The sequence below is a fragment of the Candidatus Bathyarchaeia archaeon genome (genome assembly GCA_041447175.1).
Taxonomy (GTDB): Archaea; Thermoproteota; Bathyarchaeia; order Bathyarchaeales; family Bathycorpusculaceae; genus JADGNF01.
On the sequence record CP166960.1, the window covers coordinates 2,266,222 to 2,282,906 of the forward strand.

Genomic DNA, 16,685 nt, shown 5'->3' on the forward strand with positions numbered 1-16,685 from the left:
ATCTGAAACGAGCTACGGAAAAGACAAGCAGAAAAGGGAAAAGAGGGAAGGAAAGCGTTTTCATTATTTGTCCTCTTTGTCCGCGTTGGCTTTTGGGATTTTCGAGTTCGCCAAGGCTTCTTCGATGTTTCTGCCTTCGCTAACTTTCATGTGGTATGCAGCGGCGTAATTGCGAGCATCAGGGGTTAAGCCGGGTATGACAAACATCAAAAAGTCGCAGTCGATGTCGCTGATTTTGCCGTAGATACGTGTTAGCTCTGGCACTTCAACAGGTTTGCTGGAGATTAAGACTTCAACTACTGTGTTGCCGTTGTCGTTTCTTGGCGAAACCCCATTTGAAGGTTCCACCCAGCCAACTCTGCCTAATATCAGGATGTCAAACAGATGCTGAGTCCCTGAACGTCCACTGACAAACGCGGGGGCAACAATCGAGTATCCAAGCGTTCGAAAGAACTTGATGCATGTTTCCAAAGGCTTAATCTGCTGGAGCTCTTGTAGCGGAAATTCAGAGTTCGCAGTGTATTTGTAGAGGAAAACTTCAGGTTCCTCATCCACTGCCGCCGTAGATCCACAACTACCGCACTTCGCGTTCAGTAAGGGTTCACTGTTTAGGGTGTTGCATCCAAGGCAAAGGTATGCAGGTGGCAAAGAGCGGTAATCGGAGCCAATTAGGTGAAGTTTAACCTTGCACTTAGGGCAGACTAAATCGCCGTTTTCGGTTTCAAAAGCACTTTGCCGCTCCACTGCTCCACACGCGAAATGCTCCAGAAGATTTTCCCGTTTTAACCTCAAAGAATGGCACTCAGGGCAAGTTTTTCTTATCCGGATATTGGAGGAGCCACATGCCTTACAGGACAAGATTTTGTCGGTGAGTTCAGCGTTTAGATAGCCTCGACGGACAAGCGAGTCCAGAGCTTGTCTTGCCCGTTTGGTATCCCAATCCAACTGTGGAATGCCCTCGTATATGTAGCCTTCAGGTTTGTTTACGTTGACCAAAGGAACAATTTGCGTGACTTTTCCGTAAAGGAAAAGCTCCATTATCGTTTGTTCGTCACGCCGCAGACCTTGTTCATCATGTTCAGAGACATTGGAGGTTTTGTTCACGGTAAGGGTTGCTGCTTGGAAAGTTGTGCCTGCTTTCGAATTGAATTTGGTCTGACTTTCATTTGTGTTGGCAGGTTTAGATTTTTCAGTTGCCAAGTTAGATGTAGGGGTTTGTGAACTGCTATTAGTTCGGGTTGCAAATATTTTAGCTGCCAACCCAAAGCCTGAGGCGTAACCTAATTCAAACAGTCCGATTAGGCTAACGGTTGCCACTACCAGGGCGTTGTATTTTATTGCAGGATAGGATTGGGATTCAAGGAAAGATATGTAATCGTCTAAAAGATATACGGAAGAGAAACTACTCCGCAAAGGTCCAACCAAAAGAAAAACTATGCCAGCAACTGCAGCAAAAATTATAATGGGAAGGTATTCTCTGCCGCGTAGTTTTGGAGAAACAAAGTTGAATTGAACTCCAAGAACCATACCTGTGGAAAGAGCAATCAACGGCGCAGCCGCAGAAACTATTGTTGAAATTTTAATCACCTATTTCTTGTTTAAGCAGATTTTTCTTGAAGTTAAAAGCAAGCCACCGCGAACAGAAGAACACTGAGGGTTTACCCTGTTCGAGGGATACATGTGGTGGGCGGCTTTGTTTTGACCCAAAATCTGAAGCCATGCTGCTTCAATGTTCGAATTGAGTTTGTCGAAGGTGTCAACTGAAGCCATGCTTTAAACCTCCCTTACTGGACATACTGTTTTAGAGATATGCATTGTTGAGAAACCCACTTCACTAAATTTCCAAATTCAATCTAAAAACAACAAACCCGTAGCCCAAACAGCCAATGGGCTGTGTTAAGGGCAGTTTTCAACAAAAAAGAAAGAGAATGCTTACTTTTTGCGTTTAAACGACTAGGTCAGCCAAGTCAACGCTTTGGTTGTAAATTTGCTTCATGAAAGATGCGGTCGCCAGTGTCTGGGGCATAAAATCTAACGGCTGGTCCTTTGCCACTTGTTCAATGGCAACGGTTAACGTTTGGATTTTCTCGCGTGCCCGTCGCACACTCTCCGCTAAAACGATGTCTTTGTTCATGAAGGATTTCAAAGCTTGCTCATGAGTTTCGTAGCAGACTGTTTGTAAATCTGAAAGCAAAATTCGTAACTCGTCAGAGGGCTTAACCCCGTTGAGCTCCAAAGTTTTTGCGGCAATCTGTACACATGCATCACCCATAGCTTCAACAAGACTAGCAGCTAAACGATAATCCAAGCATTCGATTGTGGTTAACCCCAACTTCTCTCCCAACTGCGGATTTTGAATAATCGTACGCAAAATGCGAACCAAAAGGAAATAGAGGCGGTTACTTTCGTCGTCGCGGACTGTTACACTTTTGGCAAGCTGTAGGTCGCCATCAATAAAGGAGTTAGTGGCGTCTCGATGCATCCCCGCAACAATCGAGTAGTTACGGCGAAGAATTTTTTCAGGAGGAAAACCTGAAGGTTCAAGCAAACACTGCAGGACAATCTGCGAATAGTTTTCTTCCACAATCTCTAAGCCAATCACTGAACCAACAGTTGCTTTAACCACTTTTCGGGTTTCCAAATCTATTCGTTCTTTGGCTTCAATTCGAATAATATCGGAGCCCAAAAGGTAATGTCCAATGATTTCGCGTCCCAGATACGGACCTACATTTAAAGAGGAAATTCTTGGTGGCGGTTCATCGTTATATTTTGGATCAATGAAGAGTTTTCCATCAATTGTTTCACTTAAGGCCAGCATAACCCCTTTTTTAAGTCCGTGTTGTTCAGACCACTTTCGTGGCAGGCAGACAAAGAATGTGCCTGTGGGGGTTCGTTGAACTTTACGTAAATCAGCCAATAAGTACACTTCCAGCCCATACTTAATTGGGTTTGACTTAGCAAAGAGAAAGTCTTCAATATAAACTTAGACAGTTATATTATAACAAACCTTCCAAAATATAATTAGAAAACGCGAAAAAGAACAGAGATTCATTAAAAGGAAAACAACAGTTAGCGGTTTTATTCTTTCAATTACACCAAAAAGAGGTTACACTAAACATCCTTCACAGTAAATAGACTAATAGAGGAGAAGAAACACAAACCATAACAGTCCAGTAGTCCAGTAGATGAACACACCAGTGCAGCCTGTCAAGTAGCTGTTTCTGAAAGGGAATGAGGAAACGTTATTCATGATAGAAAAGGAAAGGCTTCAAAAAGCGGTAGAAATCACAATCGCAGCAGGGTACCAAATTGACCGTGAAGCCTTTGATTACTTAGCAACAATTTGCACTGGTGATGACCCAGCTCAAGTGATGACAAAAGCATTACATAAGATTGAGTGCTGCGAAGAAAAACCCATGTTCATCTGCCGAAGCTTTCTGGAATCAGTTCTTCAAGAACCGCAGCCAAAACCCGAAGAAGAAAAGCAAGCCATCAACCAACCAGTTGAACCAGAACATCAAGAACCACTGGAAATGGAGGAGGCTAAGCAGTATCCTGCGGTTAGCAGCCCTTTTCGGGCTTACGCAAAGGATGTAGAGTCCCAGGTTAAGGTTTTGGAGGACCCAACACCAGACATTAGCTCCAATGGAACCATGGAGGAATTTCTGGACTACTTTAAAGACCGATTCAAACGAATTGAAAAACTTCTTAGGCAACGCATGGACCTTAAAGCTGCCACGCCGATTTTGGAAGCAAAAAAGTCGCAGGCTAAAACCAAACTGAAAATTATTGGTATGGTTACTGAGAAGCGGGAAGCAAAACAGCAGCTATTGATTACCTTGGAGGATTTGGATTCCAGCGCTACCATTCTTGTGCCCACCAAAGCGTCGGAGGAAGTTCAAAGAAAAGCCCAATTACTTCTACAAGACCAAATCATATGTGCCGCTGTAGTGAAAACTAGGGGGCACTTGTTTTTGTGTGAGGATATTATTTTTCCAGAGGTTGGACAAAAACCTACTCGTAGAGCCTCAGAACCTGTTTATGCGGTTTTAACTTCAGATATTCATGTAGGAAGCAACAAGTTCAACAAGGAATCATTTAAACGCTTTATACATTGGATAAATGGGAAATACGGAAACGACGCCATGCGTGAAATCGCCAGCCACGTTAAGTACTGCTTGGTTGCAGGTGACTTGGTTGACGGCGTTGGTGTGTATCCTGGTCAAGCCAAGGAGCTAACCGTTAGAGACGCCCATAACCAGTATCGGTATGCTGCTAAGCTGCTCTCGCGAATACCAGAACACATCGAAATTGTTGTTTCACCTGGAAACCATGATGCCCCACGCAAAGCCCTTCCTCAACCAGCAATAACAGAAGATTACTTACCTACTCTTCAGGGTTCCCGAAGAATTTACTCGCTGGGCAATCCCTGTACCGTGAGCATCCATGGCGTTGAAGTTTTGATGTATCATGGTCGAAGCTTAGATGACATCATCGGTTCAGTTCCAGGAACTGACCATGAACATCCAGAGAAAGCCATGAAACTATTCATACAAGGACGGCATTTAGCACCCATCTATGGTGCCAAGACAACGCTATCCCCTGAAAAACGTGACTTCCTTGTTATTGACCGAGTCCCAGATATTTTTCATGCAGGACACATCCACGTTATGGGCGTATGCAATCATAGAGGCGTCTTAGTGGTGAATTCGGGTGGATGGCAAGACCAAACCGAGTACATGGCAAAGTTAGGCTTGGTTCCAACACCGGGAAAAGTGCCCGTTGTGAACTTGCAAACGATGGAAGTCAAGGTGCTATCTTTCCTTTAAAAAGAACTACAAAGCTAGTTTTTGGAATGATTATTTTTGGTTGATAGCTTGGTTTGGTAGTTGAGCAGGCGGCTTAGTCGGCTGTCGGTTCCAAAGACGTCTTGAATGATAGAACGGGAAATTTCAAGGCGGATTTTTTTAGTGCGTCCATAACGACCCATACTCACAACCTTGGAGTTTAGCAAACCTATAGCGTCAAGTTCGTTGATAAGGGTGCCGAGTCGGCGCTGGGTCAGGAGGCTTACGCCTAATTCACCGCAGAGTTCATTATACACGTCATAGATTTCTCCCGTAGTAGCGCTGCAGCCGCTGGTTTTCCCAAGATGATAAACGCTAAGAATAACCAGTTTAGAGTGGAGTGTTGAGTTTTTAAGTGCTTCGATGACTTTGTTGTGTTCGATGTTTTTTTCAGCTTCTCTCACATGCTCTTCAGTTACTTTAATTGAGCCTTGGCGTTCAGCCACTTCGCCTGCAACACGCAACAGGTCCAAGGCTCTTCGGGCATCACCATGTTCAGCTGCCGCTAAAGCAGAACATATGCTGAGTGCAGGTTCAGAGAGAGCGCCTTCAAAAAATCCGAGTTTTGACCGTTCAAGAAGGATGTTTCGTAGTTCGCTGGCGTCATAGGGTCGGAAAACCATTTCTTCTTCGCTAAGAGAACTAAACACGCGTGGGTCCAGAAATTCTTTGAGTCGCAGGTCGTTTGATATTCCAATAAGGGCAAGTTTGCTTCTGTTAAGAGCCTCGTTAATTCGGGTTAATTCATAAAGGATGCTATCGCCGCGGTTTTTGATAAGGGCGTCAATTTCGTCCAGAATAATGAGAAATATTGTGCGTTTAGCATCTAAACCATTTCGGAATCGGTCAAACACTTCTCCCACAGATAACCCCGTGAATGGAATAGATAGGCCTAAACTTTGGCTTAAGCCTGCAAAGATTCGATATTCTGAGCCAGTCATTCGGCAGTTTACGTAGCAAAACCTGACGGGTGCACCATACTCTTTGGCTTTTGACTCTAAATGGCTTAGGACGAATTTGGTGACTGCAGTTTTTCCAGTTCCAGTTTTTCCGTAAATGAAGATGTTTGAGCATCGTGAACCTTTCAGCACGGGTGCTACGGCTTGACCTAGTACGCGTATTTGTTGTTCACGGTGTGGAAGACGGTCTGGTAAATAGTCATGTCTTAGGACTTCACGGTCTTTGAAGAGCTTTGCTTCGTTAACGAATTTTTCGAAGACATCATCTAATATGTTTGGGTTGCCCATGCTTGATCCTCATTTGCTTCAGAGGTTACACCGTTATTTCGGGTGGAACAGATAAAGGCTACAGTTTAAAAAAATAGTTGGGAAGCTAAACATTCCTAAAACTTGATGATAATTCTTTGAGATTACAGGTAGGAAAGACAGGCACACCCCAAAATTTCTACTGGAGACTTTAATACTCTTGTGAGAGTATGTAAGATATAGTAGTAGAATAATAATACTCTGTGTGGTATTATTCAAGGAAGTATATTAATAATTATTGTTAAAGATTTTAGATTAGTAAACTATAAAATTTTTTTATACACCCAACAATCGGCTATTTACTAAGAGTTGTTGGAGCGGAAATGAAGGGGTGTCTCTCTGAACCCAAAAAGTAACATATTTTTGCTCTTTTTTCTGGCTGTATTTTCCCCTCGAAGCCTTGTTCAAAAAATCAGTTTCATTTTTTTCTTCTAACTTTCCTCTGTGGTCTTCACAACCTCTTTACACTTCACAAATCTGTGAATACACTGTGAAAACCCAAATATAACTACTCGTATTTCTCCTCCTTACCGCTAAAACGGATTGATTTATGGCTTTTTACAGTAAACCACACCCCCCTTGACTTCTACTGGAAAATGCGAACTAACCCTTTCCTGTAATTTTTTAGAAGATTGGAATTCTTGTGAACCTTGTTATCCCAAAATATCTGTAAATTCACGTTATTTTCGTTATTAGACGTGTTTTTTGGCTTTTTACATTTTTTGTTTTCACCGTAACAGCTATTAGGTGTGAAACGTAGAGTTGTGAACGCCGTTAAGGTGTACTCTACAGATGCCAGCTCGTAAAATGCGGGTAGAGCTATTCGACAGCGAAGGCAACCGATACACAGTTGCCTTTGAAGGCCAAATAACTAGAGATAAGGCTTTACGGCTTTTGGATCTGGTAGAGTTGCTTGGAGGCATGCCGGGAGAAACTCCAACTTCCAGTGGAGCTACAGCTCAAGCGGCTGGTAGCCTGTCACGGTTTGAGAAAGTTCGTGCCGTGGTTCAGAAGAGTTTTCCGCTTGTATGGTTTTCCTCAAAAGATATTCAATCGGTCTTTGAGCAGGAGCTAAAAGAACCCATTAGTTTAAGCACTGTTTCCACTTACCTTTCACGCATGGCAACCAAGGGCTTTTTAGTTAGAACGGGAAGCGCCAGCAATTTGAAGTATAAAGTATCAACAGCTACTCCTCATGCTGTCATAAAACAGAAATTGAAGTAACCAACCATTGGTTGCTCTTGTAACCAATTTGTTTCTATGTGGCTGACGGCTCTGGTTTTTGCAGCATTGTTTCCATTTCTTTTTTAACGCTGTACTTAAATGGTAATTTGCCTGTTTCTCTTTCTAAGTATCCTTCTTCGTAGAGCTTCTTCATGAGCCTTGAGGTGTGTTCCCTGCTCAATTGCACTTTCTCTTTGATTTCTGGAGCCGTCTTTGGTCCTTGAGCAGACAAAAACTCCAGCACTTGAACTTCCGTTTCTGTCAAGGAAGCCATGGCTTTATCCCGCTTTATGGGAACCACAGGCATCACAGGAATTTCAGTTTCAGATTTCACTTCAGGAACCGCTGACAGTTTTTCAAGTTGCTCTTCAATGACCACAAGTTTATTTTTTAACTCTTCTTGTAGCGACTCAAGGTCTGTGAGTTTATTTTGGATTTTAGTTGTGTCAACATTGGCTACTTTCTCCAAAGTTTTCACATTCACATCTGAGACTGCACCCAGAGTGCTGCTTATGCTGTCAATTTGAGTATTTAACTGATTGACCTGAATTTCAAGAGGAATTACCATATTTTCGATGTATTCTGCTTTTCTTAGTCCTGCTTCAGCTGTAGATGCATTAATCTCTACTTTGTAGGCTACGTTCTGTATTTTCTCTGCCTCCCGTTTGAGTTCCCGGTTAAAACTTAGCACCACATCCTCCACGGTGTCTTTGGCTTTTTCATATTCTTGCTTTGCTTTCTGCAGTCGCCTGTAGTATTCAATGGCGGCATAACTTGTAGTAGCGAGTAAAACTGTTAAGAGAACTCCTACCAAAGCAACTGTTATATCTACCAAAGTTTTCCCTCTGTGATTTGCTCGTGATTTAGGCGTGATTTACACGTGACTTGTGCTGTTGCATCACACATCACAGTTCTCCATGGAAAATTTAAGGTTTATGGTTTGTTTCCTTGATGTAATCTATGATGTCACATATCACATTAACGCGTGATGTCTATTATCACAAACAACGTGTCCCTCTGATGTGTATAAAAATGCTGAAATTTGGCTTATTTTCTGTTTTGACCTGTAGTTTATACTTGTTTTGTTTGGTGTCTTTTTTACTGTGAGATGTTTGTTGTCACGTGTGATTTAGAGAGAATTGGGGCTGTTTTTGAGCTCTTTTTTGTGATTTGTGACGTCACATATTGCCTTCTGAGGGTGTGGAAAGGCGTTTTAGGCTTGATTCTATTTCCTCTCTGATGATTTCAATGACCTTTAGATGCTCCTGTAACCCATCCATATCATTCGGGAGGTTCTCATGTGCCTCCATATACTCCTTCAATTTATTTGCTATTTCGAGATATGGGTCAAGAGTTGTGGTCTCAAATACTCCTAAATAGCCTAACAGCAACACTGTGTATATTGACTTTATGACGTTTTCTTTAGACTGATTTAATGTCCTATTAAAGGAACCGCGGCTTAATTTAGCCTTTGTTAGCCGTAATTTGGCTTTTTCGTCGTACTTTAACGGTTTGCCCGCCATACTTTCGGCTAAAATGTCAATAAGGAGCGTTTCGAGTTGTGTTCGTGTTAATTGGCTGTTTTTGGAGAGTATTTTGACAACGGGGTCGTTTAATGCCCCGTTTAGCCACAATTGTACGTTGTCTTTAAGCTTCAATCTTATGTTCTCCGCGTTATGCTGAATGGATACAGTTTTGTATACTTACGCACATTTTAAAAGGTGTCTGCACTATTTTACACCCAAATCAACTGTCTAACTTCTATAAACTTCCTTTATTTTAAATAAAATGACAAATTTGGGATAAAAATCTAATAATAGGTATAATTTGAGGTTTATATTTAAATAAAGGCGTTTTTCAGGCGTATTTTTTTCTGTTATTTGGTTAAGTCTAGTCTAAAATGAACTTTTTCTTTAAACATAAACTCTTTCAATTACTTCAAATAGGCGCTTTTACATCAATTATTCTTGCCTAAAGAACGACCAAAAGGGCATGCATACGTTTAATCTATCATGCTTATCCTCCTTAAAGCAAGTTAAAAATATCAATTTTTACGCGTGTTGTGACTCGTGACGTCACCAATCACATCAAATCACGCCCGAATCACGGCAAAGTCACGGACAAATCACGAGTGATTGTCACAGAATCTGATGATATCACGAACCTGTGATGCATCTGTGATGTTGCTTACCAAGGCATTTGCGCCGCTAAATACAACGGAAGCTTCAAAAGGTTGATTTTAAAAATGGGTGTTTAGAGGTTTTCAGAGCTCTTTTTCATTGAATCGAAAAGCTCTGGACGCAAATCCCTCAAAGTTGGAATGAACGTTTCGGCAGGTCTAAGGTCATCGTAGTTGAGCTCGCAGACGACAAAGTCATCTTCGTCAAACTTTGCCTTCGCAATAACGTCGCCTGTTGGTCCAACAAGTCTGCTTCCGCCCCAGAATTGTAAGCCATCTTCCACACCCACCAGATTTACGTAAGCCAAAAACGCCGTGTTCTCCAGCGCCCTAGCCGCGGTCAGAATCTCAAAGTAGGTTCTGCGCACTGCCGGCGAAGCGGAAATGCAAACAATCAGCTGCGCCCCTTGCAGCCGTGTTAGTCGGGCAACTTCAGGGAAAAAGATGTCATAACAGATAAACAGCCCAATTTTTCCAATCGCCGTGTCAAACACTGCCGATTGATACCCAGGTCTGAAATACCTTTTCTCCTCAAAAACACTATGAGTTGGCAAGTACATCTTTCGGTATTTACCGATGAACCCCTCTGGACCCACAAAAACCGACGTGTTAAATATTGTCGCTCTGGTTTTCTCGCTAAGCTCAGGCATGCCAAAAATTATGTGCATTTGCGTTTTCTTAGCAAGCTGCTCAATCCGCTGGGTGGACGGTCCAGGGATGGTTTCCGCTAACTCGTAAAGTTGGTCTCTAATCACGTAACCTGTTAAGGAGAGCTCGGGAAAAATCACCAAATCTGCACCTTGTGCTTTGGCTTTTTGGGTGAGGGCTTCAATTTTGGCAAGATTATCTGTTTTGTTTTCCCGTTTACTGCTCATCTGCGCTAAAGCAAGTTTAATTTGGTCTTTCATATTGTCACCGTTAGTATGTGCTGTAGGGAAGCCGAAAATCAGTTCCCACCGTTCGATATTCGAGTTTCGGAGTCAACGGCAGCCGCCGCTTATGCTCCGCCCTCAACCACCGGCTCTTCACGCCTTCAACTTCGCTCTCTTGAATGCCTAGTTGATTGGCGATTTCGGCTATGGGCATGAAACGTTCCAGCCCAAAAAGAATCAGGTCAAGCACTTCATAGCGGATTCCAAGTTCCTCTTCTGCCTGCTGATTAACCCACAGGGCCGGCGTAGACGGCTTCTGGGTAAGCTCGGTGGAGATGCCTATGTGGGCGGCGAGTTGTCGGACCTGCGTTTTGTATAGGTCCATTATTGGGGAGAAGTCTGCGGCTACGTCCCCCCACTTGGTAAAGTAGCCCATCATGGTTTCGGATTTGTCGCTGCTTCCACAAATCAGACGGTTGAGTTTGTTAGCGTGATAGTAAAGGAAAATCATGCGGGTGCGGGCTTTGATGTTGCCCCTGCAAAGCCTGTCTTGGGGGTCAAAGGCGGGCATGGATTTGTATGTGCCCTCCACCGCGGCTGTGATGTCACAGACTTGGGTTTGTATCCCAAACTGCGCCGCCACCACCTTGGCGTCTTGAATGTCTTTTTGGTTGAACGTTTCTTTCTCCGGAAGCATAAGCCCCAAAACTTTCTCGCCTCCAATAGCTAACGCTGAAAGGGCTGCCACGGTGTTGCTGTCGATGCCTCCTGACATGCCTAAAACGATGCCTTTAGCTCCCGAGTTATCCACGTAGGTTCGGATAAACCGCGTGATTCTGGTTTGCACATCGTCAAGGTTTAGTTGCAGAACTGAAGGTTTAAGCTTCAAGCTTCTTCACTTGTCCGTTAACTTTAAGGATGTAGGCAAGTATTTAAGGGCAAGCGTAGATACTAAAGCACAGCATTCATCAAAGGGGATAGTTAAGTGGGCCGAAGAAGGAAAAAAGTTATCCACATTCCAAAGAAACGTTTACCCAAATTCTTCTCCTGCCCAAGATGCGGAAAAGAAACGGTCAGAGTAGAAATCATACGTGAAGAAGACCGCGCTATCGCAGGCTGCAGTAGCTGTGGGCTTCAAGAAGAGTTCCCAATAAAGCAAGCCCAAGGCGAAGTGGACATCTACTGCATGTTCACTGACAAAATCTACGGCGCTTCTAGACGGTCAGTACCCCTCAAAGATGCCAACTAGGATCGGTTATTTGCATGCTTGGACGTGTAGAGAAATACTTAATGGAAAAAATCAAAGCCGACGGCTCAATTCACATGACTCTCCTTGACCCAGAAAAGCTTTCTCCTCAACAAGCGGCTCAAATTGCTCAAAGCTCTAAAGAAAGTGGAACCGCAGCCATAATGATTGGTGGCTCAACATTTGTCTCCCAAATCCACTTAGACCAAGTTTTAGAATCTATTCACGAAGCAGTGGATTTGCCCACTATTTTGTTTCCTAACAACATAACTGGCATCAGTCGACACGCCGACGCCATGTGGTTCATGTCCCTGCTTAACTCGGTGGATCCCTACTTCATTGTGGGCGCGCAAATCCTTGCTTCGCCTTTGGTTAAGAAGTTTGGGTTGGAACCCATATCCATGGGGTACATCATCGTCGGTGAAGGTGGAACCGCAGGCATAGTCGGCAAAGCCATCCCCATACCCTACAACAAACCCGAACTTGCTGCTGCTCACGCACTGGCGGCACAGTATTTTGGCATGCGCTTCATATACCTCGAAGGTGGTTCAGGCGCAAAAAACCCTGTGCCTCCTGAAATGATTCACGCTGTAAAAAAAGTAACTGACGCCACACTCATTGTTGGCGGCGGCATAAAAACTAAAGAAGCAGCCTTGACGGCGGTTTCTGCAGGCGCCGACATAATTGTGACGGGTAACCTCGTGGAGTCAGAGGGGTCTGAGCAGAAAGTTGCTGAAATAATTAGCGGAATTAAAGTGGTCAAGCCGTAACCGCATTTGCTGTTTTCTATGCTTCCTTTTTTTGGCGAGGGTGTTTTCGCATTTTTCGGTGAGAAACCAAAAATAGCCGTGTCGTTAACAGTGAGTTAAGGGGCATCCTCTTTGAGCAGTAGTGCAATGAGTAAAGAGTACCGCAGTTACATAGACTCGATGGCTAGCGAACTGAACCGGATGTACACCTTAAGTGAGACCGCCCGTCAAAAAGGTTTAGACCCCGCCCTAAAAGTTGAAAGCATAATTGCCCAAGACATTGCTGACCTCGTGGAAGGCTTGGTGGGGCCAAAAGGGGTGGCAGCAAGCATCCGCGAGCTCAACTCCAAGATGGGACGCGAAGAAATCGCTTTCAAAATTTGCGAACAAATTGTGAGCGGAAAGTTCGGAAAAATGGAGCCTGAACCCGCTGCAGAGCAGGCTATCCGAACGGCGCTGGCAATTTTTACGGAAGGCTTAACCGCCGCCCCCATTCAGGGGGTTGCTCAAGTTAAAATCAAACTGAACAGTGACCGTAGCCGCTATTTGGCAATTTACTTTGCTGGGCCAATCCGGTCTGCGGGAGGCACCGACCAAGCCCTAACGCTTGTGGTAGGGGACTATGTTCGTCGCCTGTTGGAGTTGGACCGCTACAAACCCACCCCTGAAGAGGTGGCTCGTTTCATCGAGGAACTGCGTACCTATGAACGTTCCGTGGGGCGATTCCAGTATCACATCCCCGACAGCGAACTCAGAAAAGCCTTCGACTATTTACCCATCGAGGTTACGGGCACCGAATCTGACCCCGTAGAAGTCTCCTCCTACCGCAATCTGCCCCGAATAGAAACCAACCGCGTCCGAGGCGGCGCCTTGCGAGTTATTAACGACGGCATAGTCGGACGGGCCCTCAAAGTCTTGGTTATTGTGGAGAAGTTGGGTTTTCAGGGTTGGGATTGGCTGCGGGAATTCAAAAAGAAATCTGAGAAGAAGTCAGCTGGCTTTATGGATGATGTCATCGCTGGGCGACCCATCTTTGCTTTTCCGTCCCGCAGAGGAGGCTTCCGACTCCGCTACGGCAGGTCCCGCAACACGGGGCTATCGGCAGTGGGCATTCACCCCGCAACCATGCTGGTTGTTGAGAACTTTTTAGCGGCAGGTACCCAGGTGCGTTTAGAGCTTCCAGGAAAAGGCGGCGTTACGGTGCCTGTGGACTCCCTTGAACCGCCCGTTGTGCAGCTAAAAGACGACTCCGTGGTTCGAGTTACGCTTGACAACTTTAAAGATGTGAAGGGAAAGGTTGCAAAAATCCTGTTTCTGGGGGATATGCTGATTAGTTTTGGTGACTTCCTCTACTGCAACAAGACCCTTCTGCCCAGCGGCTACGTTGAGGAATGGTGGGTCAAAGACCTCAAAACAGCCCTAAAAACCCACTTTAACAACAGCTTAGAGCAAGCAGCCCAAGCCGCCAAAGTTCCCTCAAGTAGGCTTAAGCAGTTGCTAATTGACCCCTTTGACCAAACCTTATCCCTCAAAGAAGCTACAGCCCTCTCACAAAACCTGCATTTGCCCTTGCATCCAAAATTCACGTTTTTCTGGTCCAATCTCACCTCAATTGAAGACATAACCTTGCTCAAGGACTGGCTCTCAAAAGCAGAAGTCTCAGCCGAAGCAGGTATAGCCCGCGAAATTGTGGGCGACTTTGATCCTGAAGTCGTGCGGATACTGCGGAAGGTTTTTGCGCCTCATCAAATTTTGGAGGGAAAGATACAACTTGAGGGTGATGACGCCTCCTCATTGGCTTTCTCACTTGGCTATGAATCTAGGCATGCACTGGGGGCGGTTGCTGCTGAGTCAGTTGTTAAGGCTATTTCCGTGCTTTCGGGCGTGGAAGTGCGCGACAAGGGACCCTCGTTTGTGGGCGCACGTATGGGGCGTCCTGAAAAGGCTAAGCGCCGCGAGATGAAGCCGTTGGTGCATGTGCTTTTCCCGGTTAGCTTGGCAGGTGGCTCTCACCGTGACCTTGTGGAGGCTGGACGCAAAGGTCCCGCGTTTGTCCAGGTCGTGAAGCGTAAATGCCCTGAATGCAAAACTTATACACGTCTCGTAAAGTGCCCTCAATGCGGCTGCGAAACCATCTACGAAAAGAGTTGTCCTCGGTGTGGGCAGGCTTTGAAGGGAAACGCCTGTCCCGCCTGCAAAGCGGAGGCGGTGCCTTACCAGCGGCAATCCCTTAACTTCAAGGTGCTGGTGGATGAGGCAACAAAGGCGCTGGGGGTTTCGCCGCCCAAGATTCTACGGGGCGTTAAAGGCTTAACCAACGAAGACAAAACCCCTGAAATTATTGAGAAGGGGCTTTTGAGAGCCAAGTATGACCTCTCCGTTTACAAGGATGGCACTATTCGGTTTGACGCCACCAACGCGCCGCTGACCCACATCAAACCTGGCGAGGTGGGGGTTTCAGTTGAAAAGCTGCGGCAATTAGGCTACACGCATGACATCTATGGTGTGTCGTTAACTGACCCTGAACAGGTGCTGGAGCTTAAAGTGCAAGATGTCGTCATCCCGCGAAACGCAGGAACCTACTTTATCCAGATTGCTGGCTTCATCGATGAGCTCCTCACCAAAGTGTATGGCCTCCCAAGTTACTACAACATCAAAACGCCCGAAGATGTGGTTGGGCAACTGCTTTTTGGACTGGCGCCACACACCTGCGTAGGCATCCTTGGACGCGTGGTTGGCTTTACGGACTTGAAGCTGATTTATGCGCATCCGCTGTGGCATTCGGCTAAACGCCGCGACTGCGACGGCGACGAAGACGCCATCATGCTTGCCATGGATACGCTTCTCAACTTCTCCAACCGCTACCTCCCCTCACAGATTGGCGGCATCATGGACGCCCCAATCCTTGTTATTCCCTTTGTGAACACCAAAGAGGTTCAGCGACAAGCCCACGACTTCGATGTGGATGCGGTTTACCCCAAGGAATTCTATGACAAGAGCCTGCAGAAGACTGAAGCCCGCCAAATTAGCCCCATCATGGACGTCATTAGCCACCGGTTGGGCACGGAGGCGCAGTTTGAAGGCTACAACTTCACCATACCCGTCTCTAACATAAGCATGGGCAACAACGAAAGCAGCTATAAAAAGTTCAAATCCATGGTGGAGAAACTGCACTTGCAACTGGAGCTGGGCTCAAAAATCGACGCTGTGGATGTCCGAACCGTAGCGTTGAAGGTTTTAAATAAGCACTTCATGCGCGACATTTCAGGAAACCTGCGCGCCTTTTCCACGCAGGCTTTTCGCTGCAAAGCTTGTAACAAGAAATACCGTCGTCCCCCCCTGAACGGCAAATGCATGTGTGGCGGAACCTTGACTATGACTGTGTACCGCGGCGGCATTGAGAAATACTTAGACCCAGCCCAAGAACTGGTGGACAAGTACGATTTGCCAAAATACTACAGCCAAAGGCTCACCCTTATCCGCGAGGAAATTCACGACATGTTTGACAACAAAAAACCAATCCAAACCAGCCTTTTCGACTTCGGATAGCTAAAGCTTTTCAACCCAGCCGCCAATTTAGATTGGGTGCTGCAACATCAAAACCCTCTACCACCCCAACGCCTACCTGAACAGAGTTAAAAACGTGAAAAATGGGCTTCGAGCCCGAAGCAAACTTCTTGTGACGCTTGATACACAACCCGCCAGTGCATCAACCCTGTCAAAGGTCATCAAGATGTCCTACAACACTGTCATTCATCATCTGCGCCTTTTGGAAGCTGAGGGCACTGTGCAGCGGAAAGGAAAAAGACCCAGTTTTTGGCTCGTGACGGGGCGAGGGCAGAAGCGTCTTTTGGCTTAGAAAGTGCATTGGCAGGGGGTGTGGTGGCATTTGGGGCACAGGTGCGGGTACTTGTTGAGTGCTGCCTTCTCCAAATCAATACCCAGCAGGTTGGCAAGTGAGGATAACCATGCGATGACATCAGCGAACTCTTTTTCGGTGGCTTCTTTGTCAGTTACCGCCATTGCTTCACCCAGTTCAACCACTTCATCCATTAGCCACTCGTAGGTTCCTTTGACGCCGCGTTCACTGTCCCGATGAAAGTATAGGGTTTTCATCATTTCTTGAAATTCTGAGATATGCATTTTGTACGCCTCACTTAGTGTTGGGTGTTGTTGACTTTAAATCTGTTGAACCAAACGTTCAGAAACTGTGTTTGGTTGATGCTTTTGTATACCGCTTCGCTGCTTTTTTCTCCTGTTTTTTGTTAGAATTGGGTTTTACGGCTTATTTTTGGGCTATTTT

At 45.4% G+C, this 16,685-nt stretch carries 15 protein-coding genes; 6 read left to right on the plus strand and 9 right to left on the minus strand.

Annotation, left to right across the window (positions count from 1 at the left end; translation table 11 throughout):
- Positions 1 to 63 precede the first annotated feature (63 nt).
- The 3 genes from ACBZ72_11700 to ACBZ72_11710 all read right to left on the minus strand — a co-directional run bounded on the left by ACBZ72_11700 (position 64) and on the right by ACBZ72_11710 (position 2,917).
- Entirely contained in the window at positions 64 to 1,587 is a 1,524-nt protein-coding gene (locus tag ACBZ72_11700) for a hypothetical protein (protein ID XES76823.1), read from the minus strand.
- Complete coding sequence (locus tag ACBZ72_11705; GenBank protein XES76824.1) at positions 1,588 to 1,770, minus strand: hypothetical protein; 183 nt, start codon at positions 1,768 to 1,770, stop codon at positions 1,588 to 1,590. It lies immediately after the preceding gene.
- A gap of 175 nt (positions 1,771 to 1,945) precedes the next feature.
- A complete protein-coding gene (locus ACBZ72_11710) occupies positions 1,946 to 2,917 on the minus strand; it encodes a PhoU domain-containing protein (protein XES76825.1) in 972 nt (323 codons plus the stop codon).
- A 331-nt stretch (positions 2,918 to 3,248) separates the two neighbouring features.
- Between ACBZ72_11710 and ACBZ72_11715 the strand changes: the two genes are divergently transcribed.
- Entirely contained in the window at positions 3,249 to 4,829 is a 1,581-nt protein-coding gene (locus ACBZ72_11715; GenBank protein ID XES76826.1) for a DNA-directed DNA polymerase II small subunit, read from the plus strand.
- Positions 4,830 to 4,843: 14 nt separating this feature from the next.
- On the opposite strand, the gene ACBZ72_11720 is transcribed toward ACBZ72_11715, so the two are convergent.
- Positions 4,844 to 6,094, minus strand: coding sequence for a Cdc6/Cdc18 family protein (locus tag ACBZ72_11720; GenBank protein ID XES76827.1), 1,251 nt, complete (start codon positions 6,092 to 6,094; stop codon positions 4,844 to 4,846).
- 810 nt (positions 6,095 to 6,904) lie between these two features.
- Here ACBZ72_11720 and ACBZ72_11725 point away from each other — a divergent pair.
- Positions 6,905 to 7,336: a hypothetical protein gene (locus ACBZ72_11725; GenBank protein XES76828.1), complete on the plus strand. Its 432-nt coding sequence runs from the start codon at positions 6,905 to 6,907 to the stop codon at positions 7,334 to 7,336.
- A gap of 34 nt (positions 7,337 to 7,370) precedes the next feature.
- On the opposite strand, the gene ACBZ72_11730 is transcribed toward ACBZ72_11725, so the two are convergent.
- The 4 genes from ACBZ72_11730 to ACBZ72_11745 form a co-directional block, all read right to left on the minus strand.
- Complete coding sequence (locus tag ACBZ72_11730) at positions 7,371 to 8,171, minus strand: MarR family transcriptional regulator (GenBank protein XES76829.1); 801 nt, start codon at positions 8,169 to 8,171, stop codon at positions 7,371 to 7,373.
- A 343-nt stretch (positions 8,172 to 8,514) separates the two neighbouring features.
- Positions 8,515 to 8,994: a hypothetical protein gene (locus tag ACBZ72_11735; protein ID XES76830.1), complete on the minus strand. Its 480-nt coding sequence runs from the start codon at positions 8,992 to 8,994 to the stop codon at positions 8,515 to 8,517.
- Between the two features lie 595 nt (positions 8,995 to 9,589).
- Positions 9,590 to 10,423 (minus strand): carbon-nitrogen hydrolase family protein, encoded by an 834-nt coding sequence (locus ACBZ72_11740; protein ID XES76831.1) that lies wholly within the window; start codon positions 10,421 to 10,423, stop codon positions 9,590 to 9,592.
- Between the two features lie 10 nt (positions 10,424 to 10,433).
- Positions 10,434 to 11,276, minus strand: coding sequence for an NAD+ synthase (locus ACBZ72_11745; GenBank protein ID XES76832.1), 843 nt, complete (start codon positions 11,274 to 11,276; stop codon positions 10,434 to 10,436).
- A gap of 96 nt (positions 11,277 to 11,372) precedes the next feature.
- Here ACBZ72_11745 and ACBZ72_11750 point away from each other — a divergent pair, with 96 nt between their 5' ends.
- The 4 genes from ACBZ72_11750 to ACBZ72_11765 all read left to right on the plus strand — a co-directional run bounded on the left by ACBZ72_11750 (position 11,373) and on the right by ACBZ72_11765 (position 16,241).
- Positions 11,373 to 11,636, plus strand: coding sequence for a hypothetical protein (locus tag ACBZ72_11750; GenBank protein ID XES76833.1), 264 nt, complete (start codon positions 11,373 to 11,375; stop codon positions 11,634 to 11,636).
- A 14-nt stretch (positions 11,637 to 11,650) separates the two neighbouring features.
- Positions 11,651 to 12,403: a geranylgeranylglyceryl/heptaprenylglyceryl phosphate synthase gene (locus ACBZ72_11755; protein XES76834.1), complete on the plus strand. Its 753-nt coding sequence runs from the start codon at positions 11,651 to 11,653 to the stop codon at positions 12,401 to 12,403.
- Between the two features lie 111 nt (positions 12,404 to 12,514).
- The gene (locus ACBZ72_11760) at positions 12,515 to 15,931 is read left to right on the plus strand and encodes a DNA polymerase II large subunit (protein XES76835.1); all 3,417 of its coding nucleotides are present in this window, start codon (positions 12,515 to 12,517) and stop codon (positions 15,929 to 15,931) included.
- Positions 15,932 to 16,025: 94 nt separating this feature from the next.
- Entirely contained in the window at positions 16,026 to 16,241 is a 216-nt protein-coding gene (locus tag ACBZ72_11765; GenBank protein ID XES76836.1) for an ArsR family transcriptional regulator, read from the plus strand.
- On the opposite strand, the gene ACBZ72_11770 is transcribed toward ACBZ72_11765, so the two are convergent.
- Positions 16,238 to 16,525 (minus strand): MazG nucleotide pyrophosphohydrolase domain-containing protein, encoded by a 288-nt coding sequence (locus ACBZ72_11770; GenBank protein XES76837.1) that lies wholly within the window; start codon positions 16,523 to 16,525, stop codon positions 16,238 to 16,240. The genes ACBZ72_11765 and ACBZ72_11770 overlap by 4 nt on opposite strands.
- Positions 16,526 to 16,685: the final 160 nt, after the last annotated feature.

What these genes read in the sequence shown, in the direction of transcription:
- ACBZ72_11705 (XES76824.1), bottom strand. Translation starts at nt 1,770, where the DNA reads ATGGCTTCAGTTGACACCTTCGACAAACTCAATTCGAACATTGAAGCA.
- ACBZ72_11715 (XES76826.1), top strand. Translation starts at nt 3,249, where the DNA reads ATGATAGAAAAGGAAAGGCTTCAAAAAGCGGTAGAAATCACAATCGCA.
- ACBZ72_11720 (XES76827.1), bottom strand. Translation starts at nt 6,094, where the DNA reads ATGGGCAACCCAAACATATTAGATGATGTCTTCGAAAAATTCGTTAAC.
- ACBZ72_11725 (XES76828.1), top strand. Translation starts at nt 6,905, where the DNA reads ATGCCAGCTCGTAAAATGCGGGTAGAGCTATTCGACAGCGAAGGCAAC.
- ACBZ72_11740 (XES76831.1), bottom strand. Translation starts at nt 10,423, where the DNA reads ATGAAAGACCAAATTAAACTTGCTTTAGCGCAGATGAGCAGTAAACGG.
- ACBZ72_11755 (XES76834.1), top strand. Translation starts at nt 11,651, where the DNA reads ATGCTTGGACGTGTAGAGAAATACTTAATGGAAAAAATCAAAGCCGAC.
- ACBZ72_11770 (XES76837.1), bottom strand. Translation starts at nt 16,525, where the DNA reads ATGCATATCTCAGAATTTCAAGAAATGATGAAAACCCTATACTTTCAT.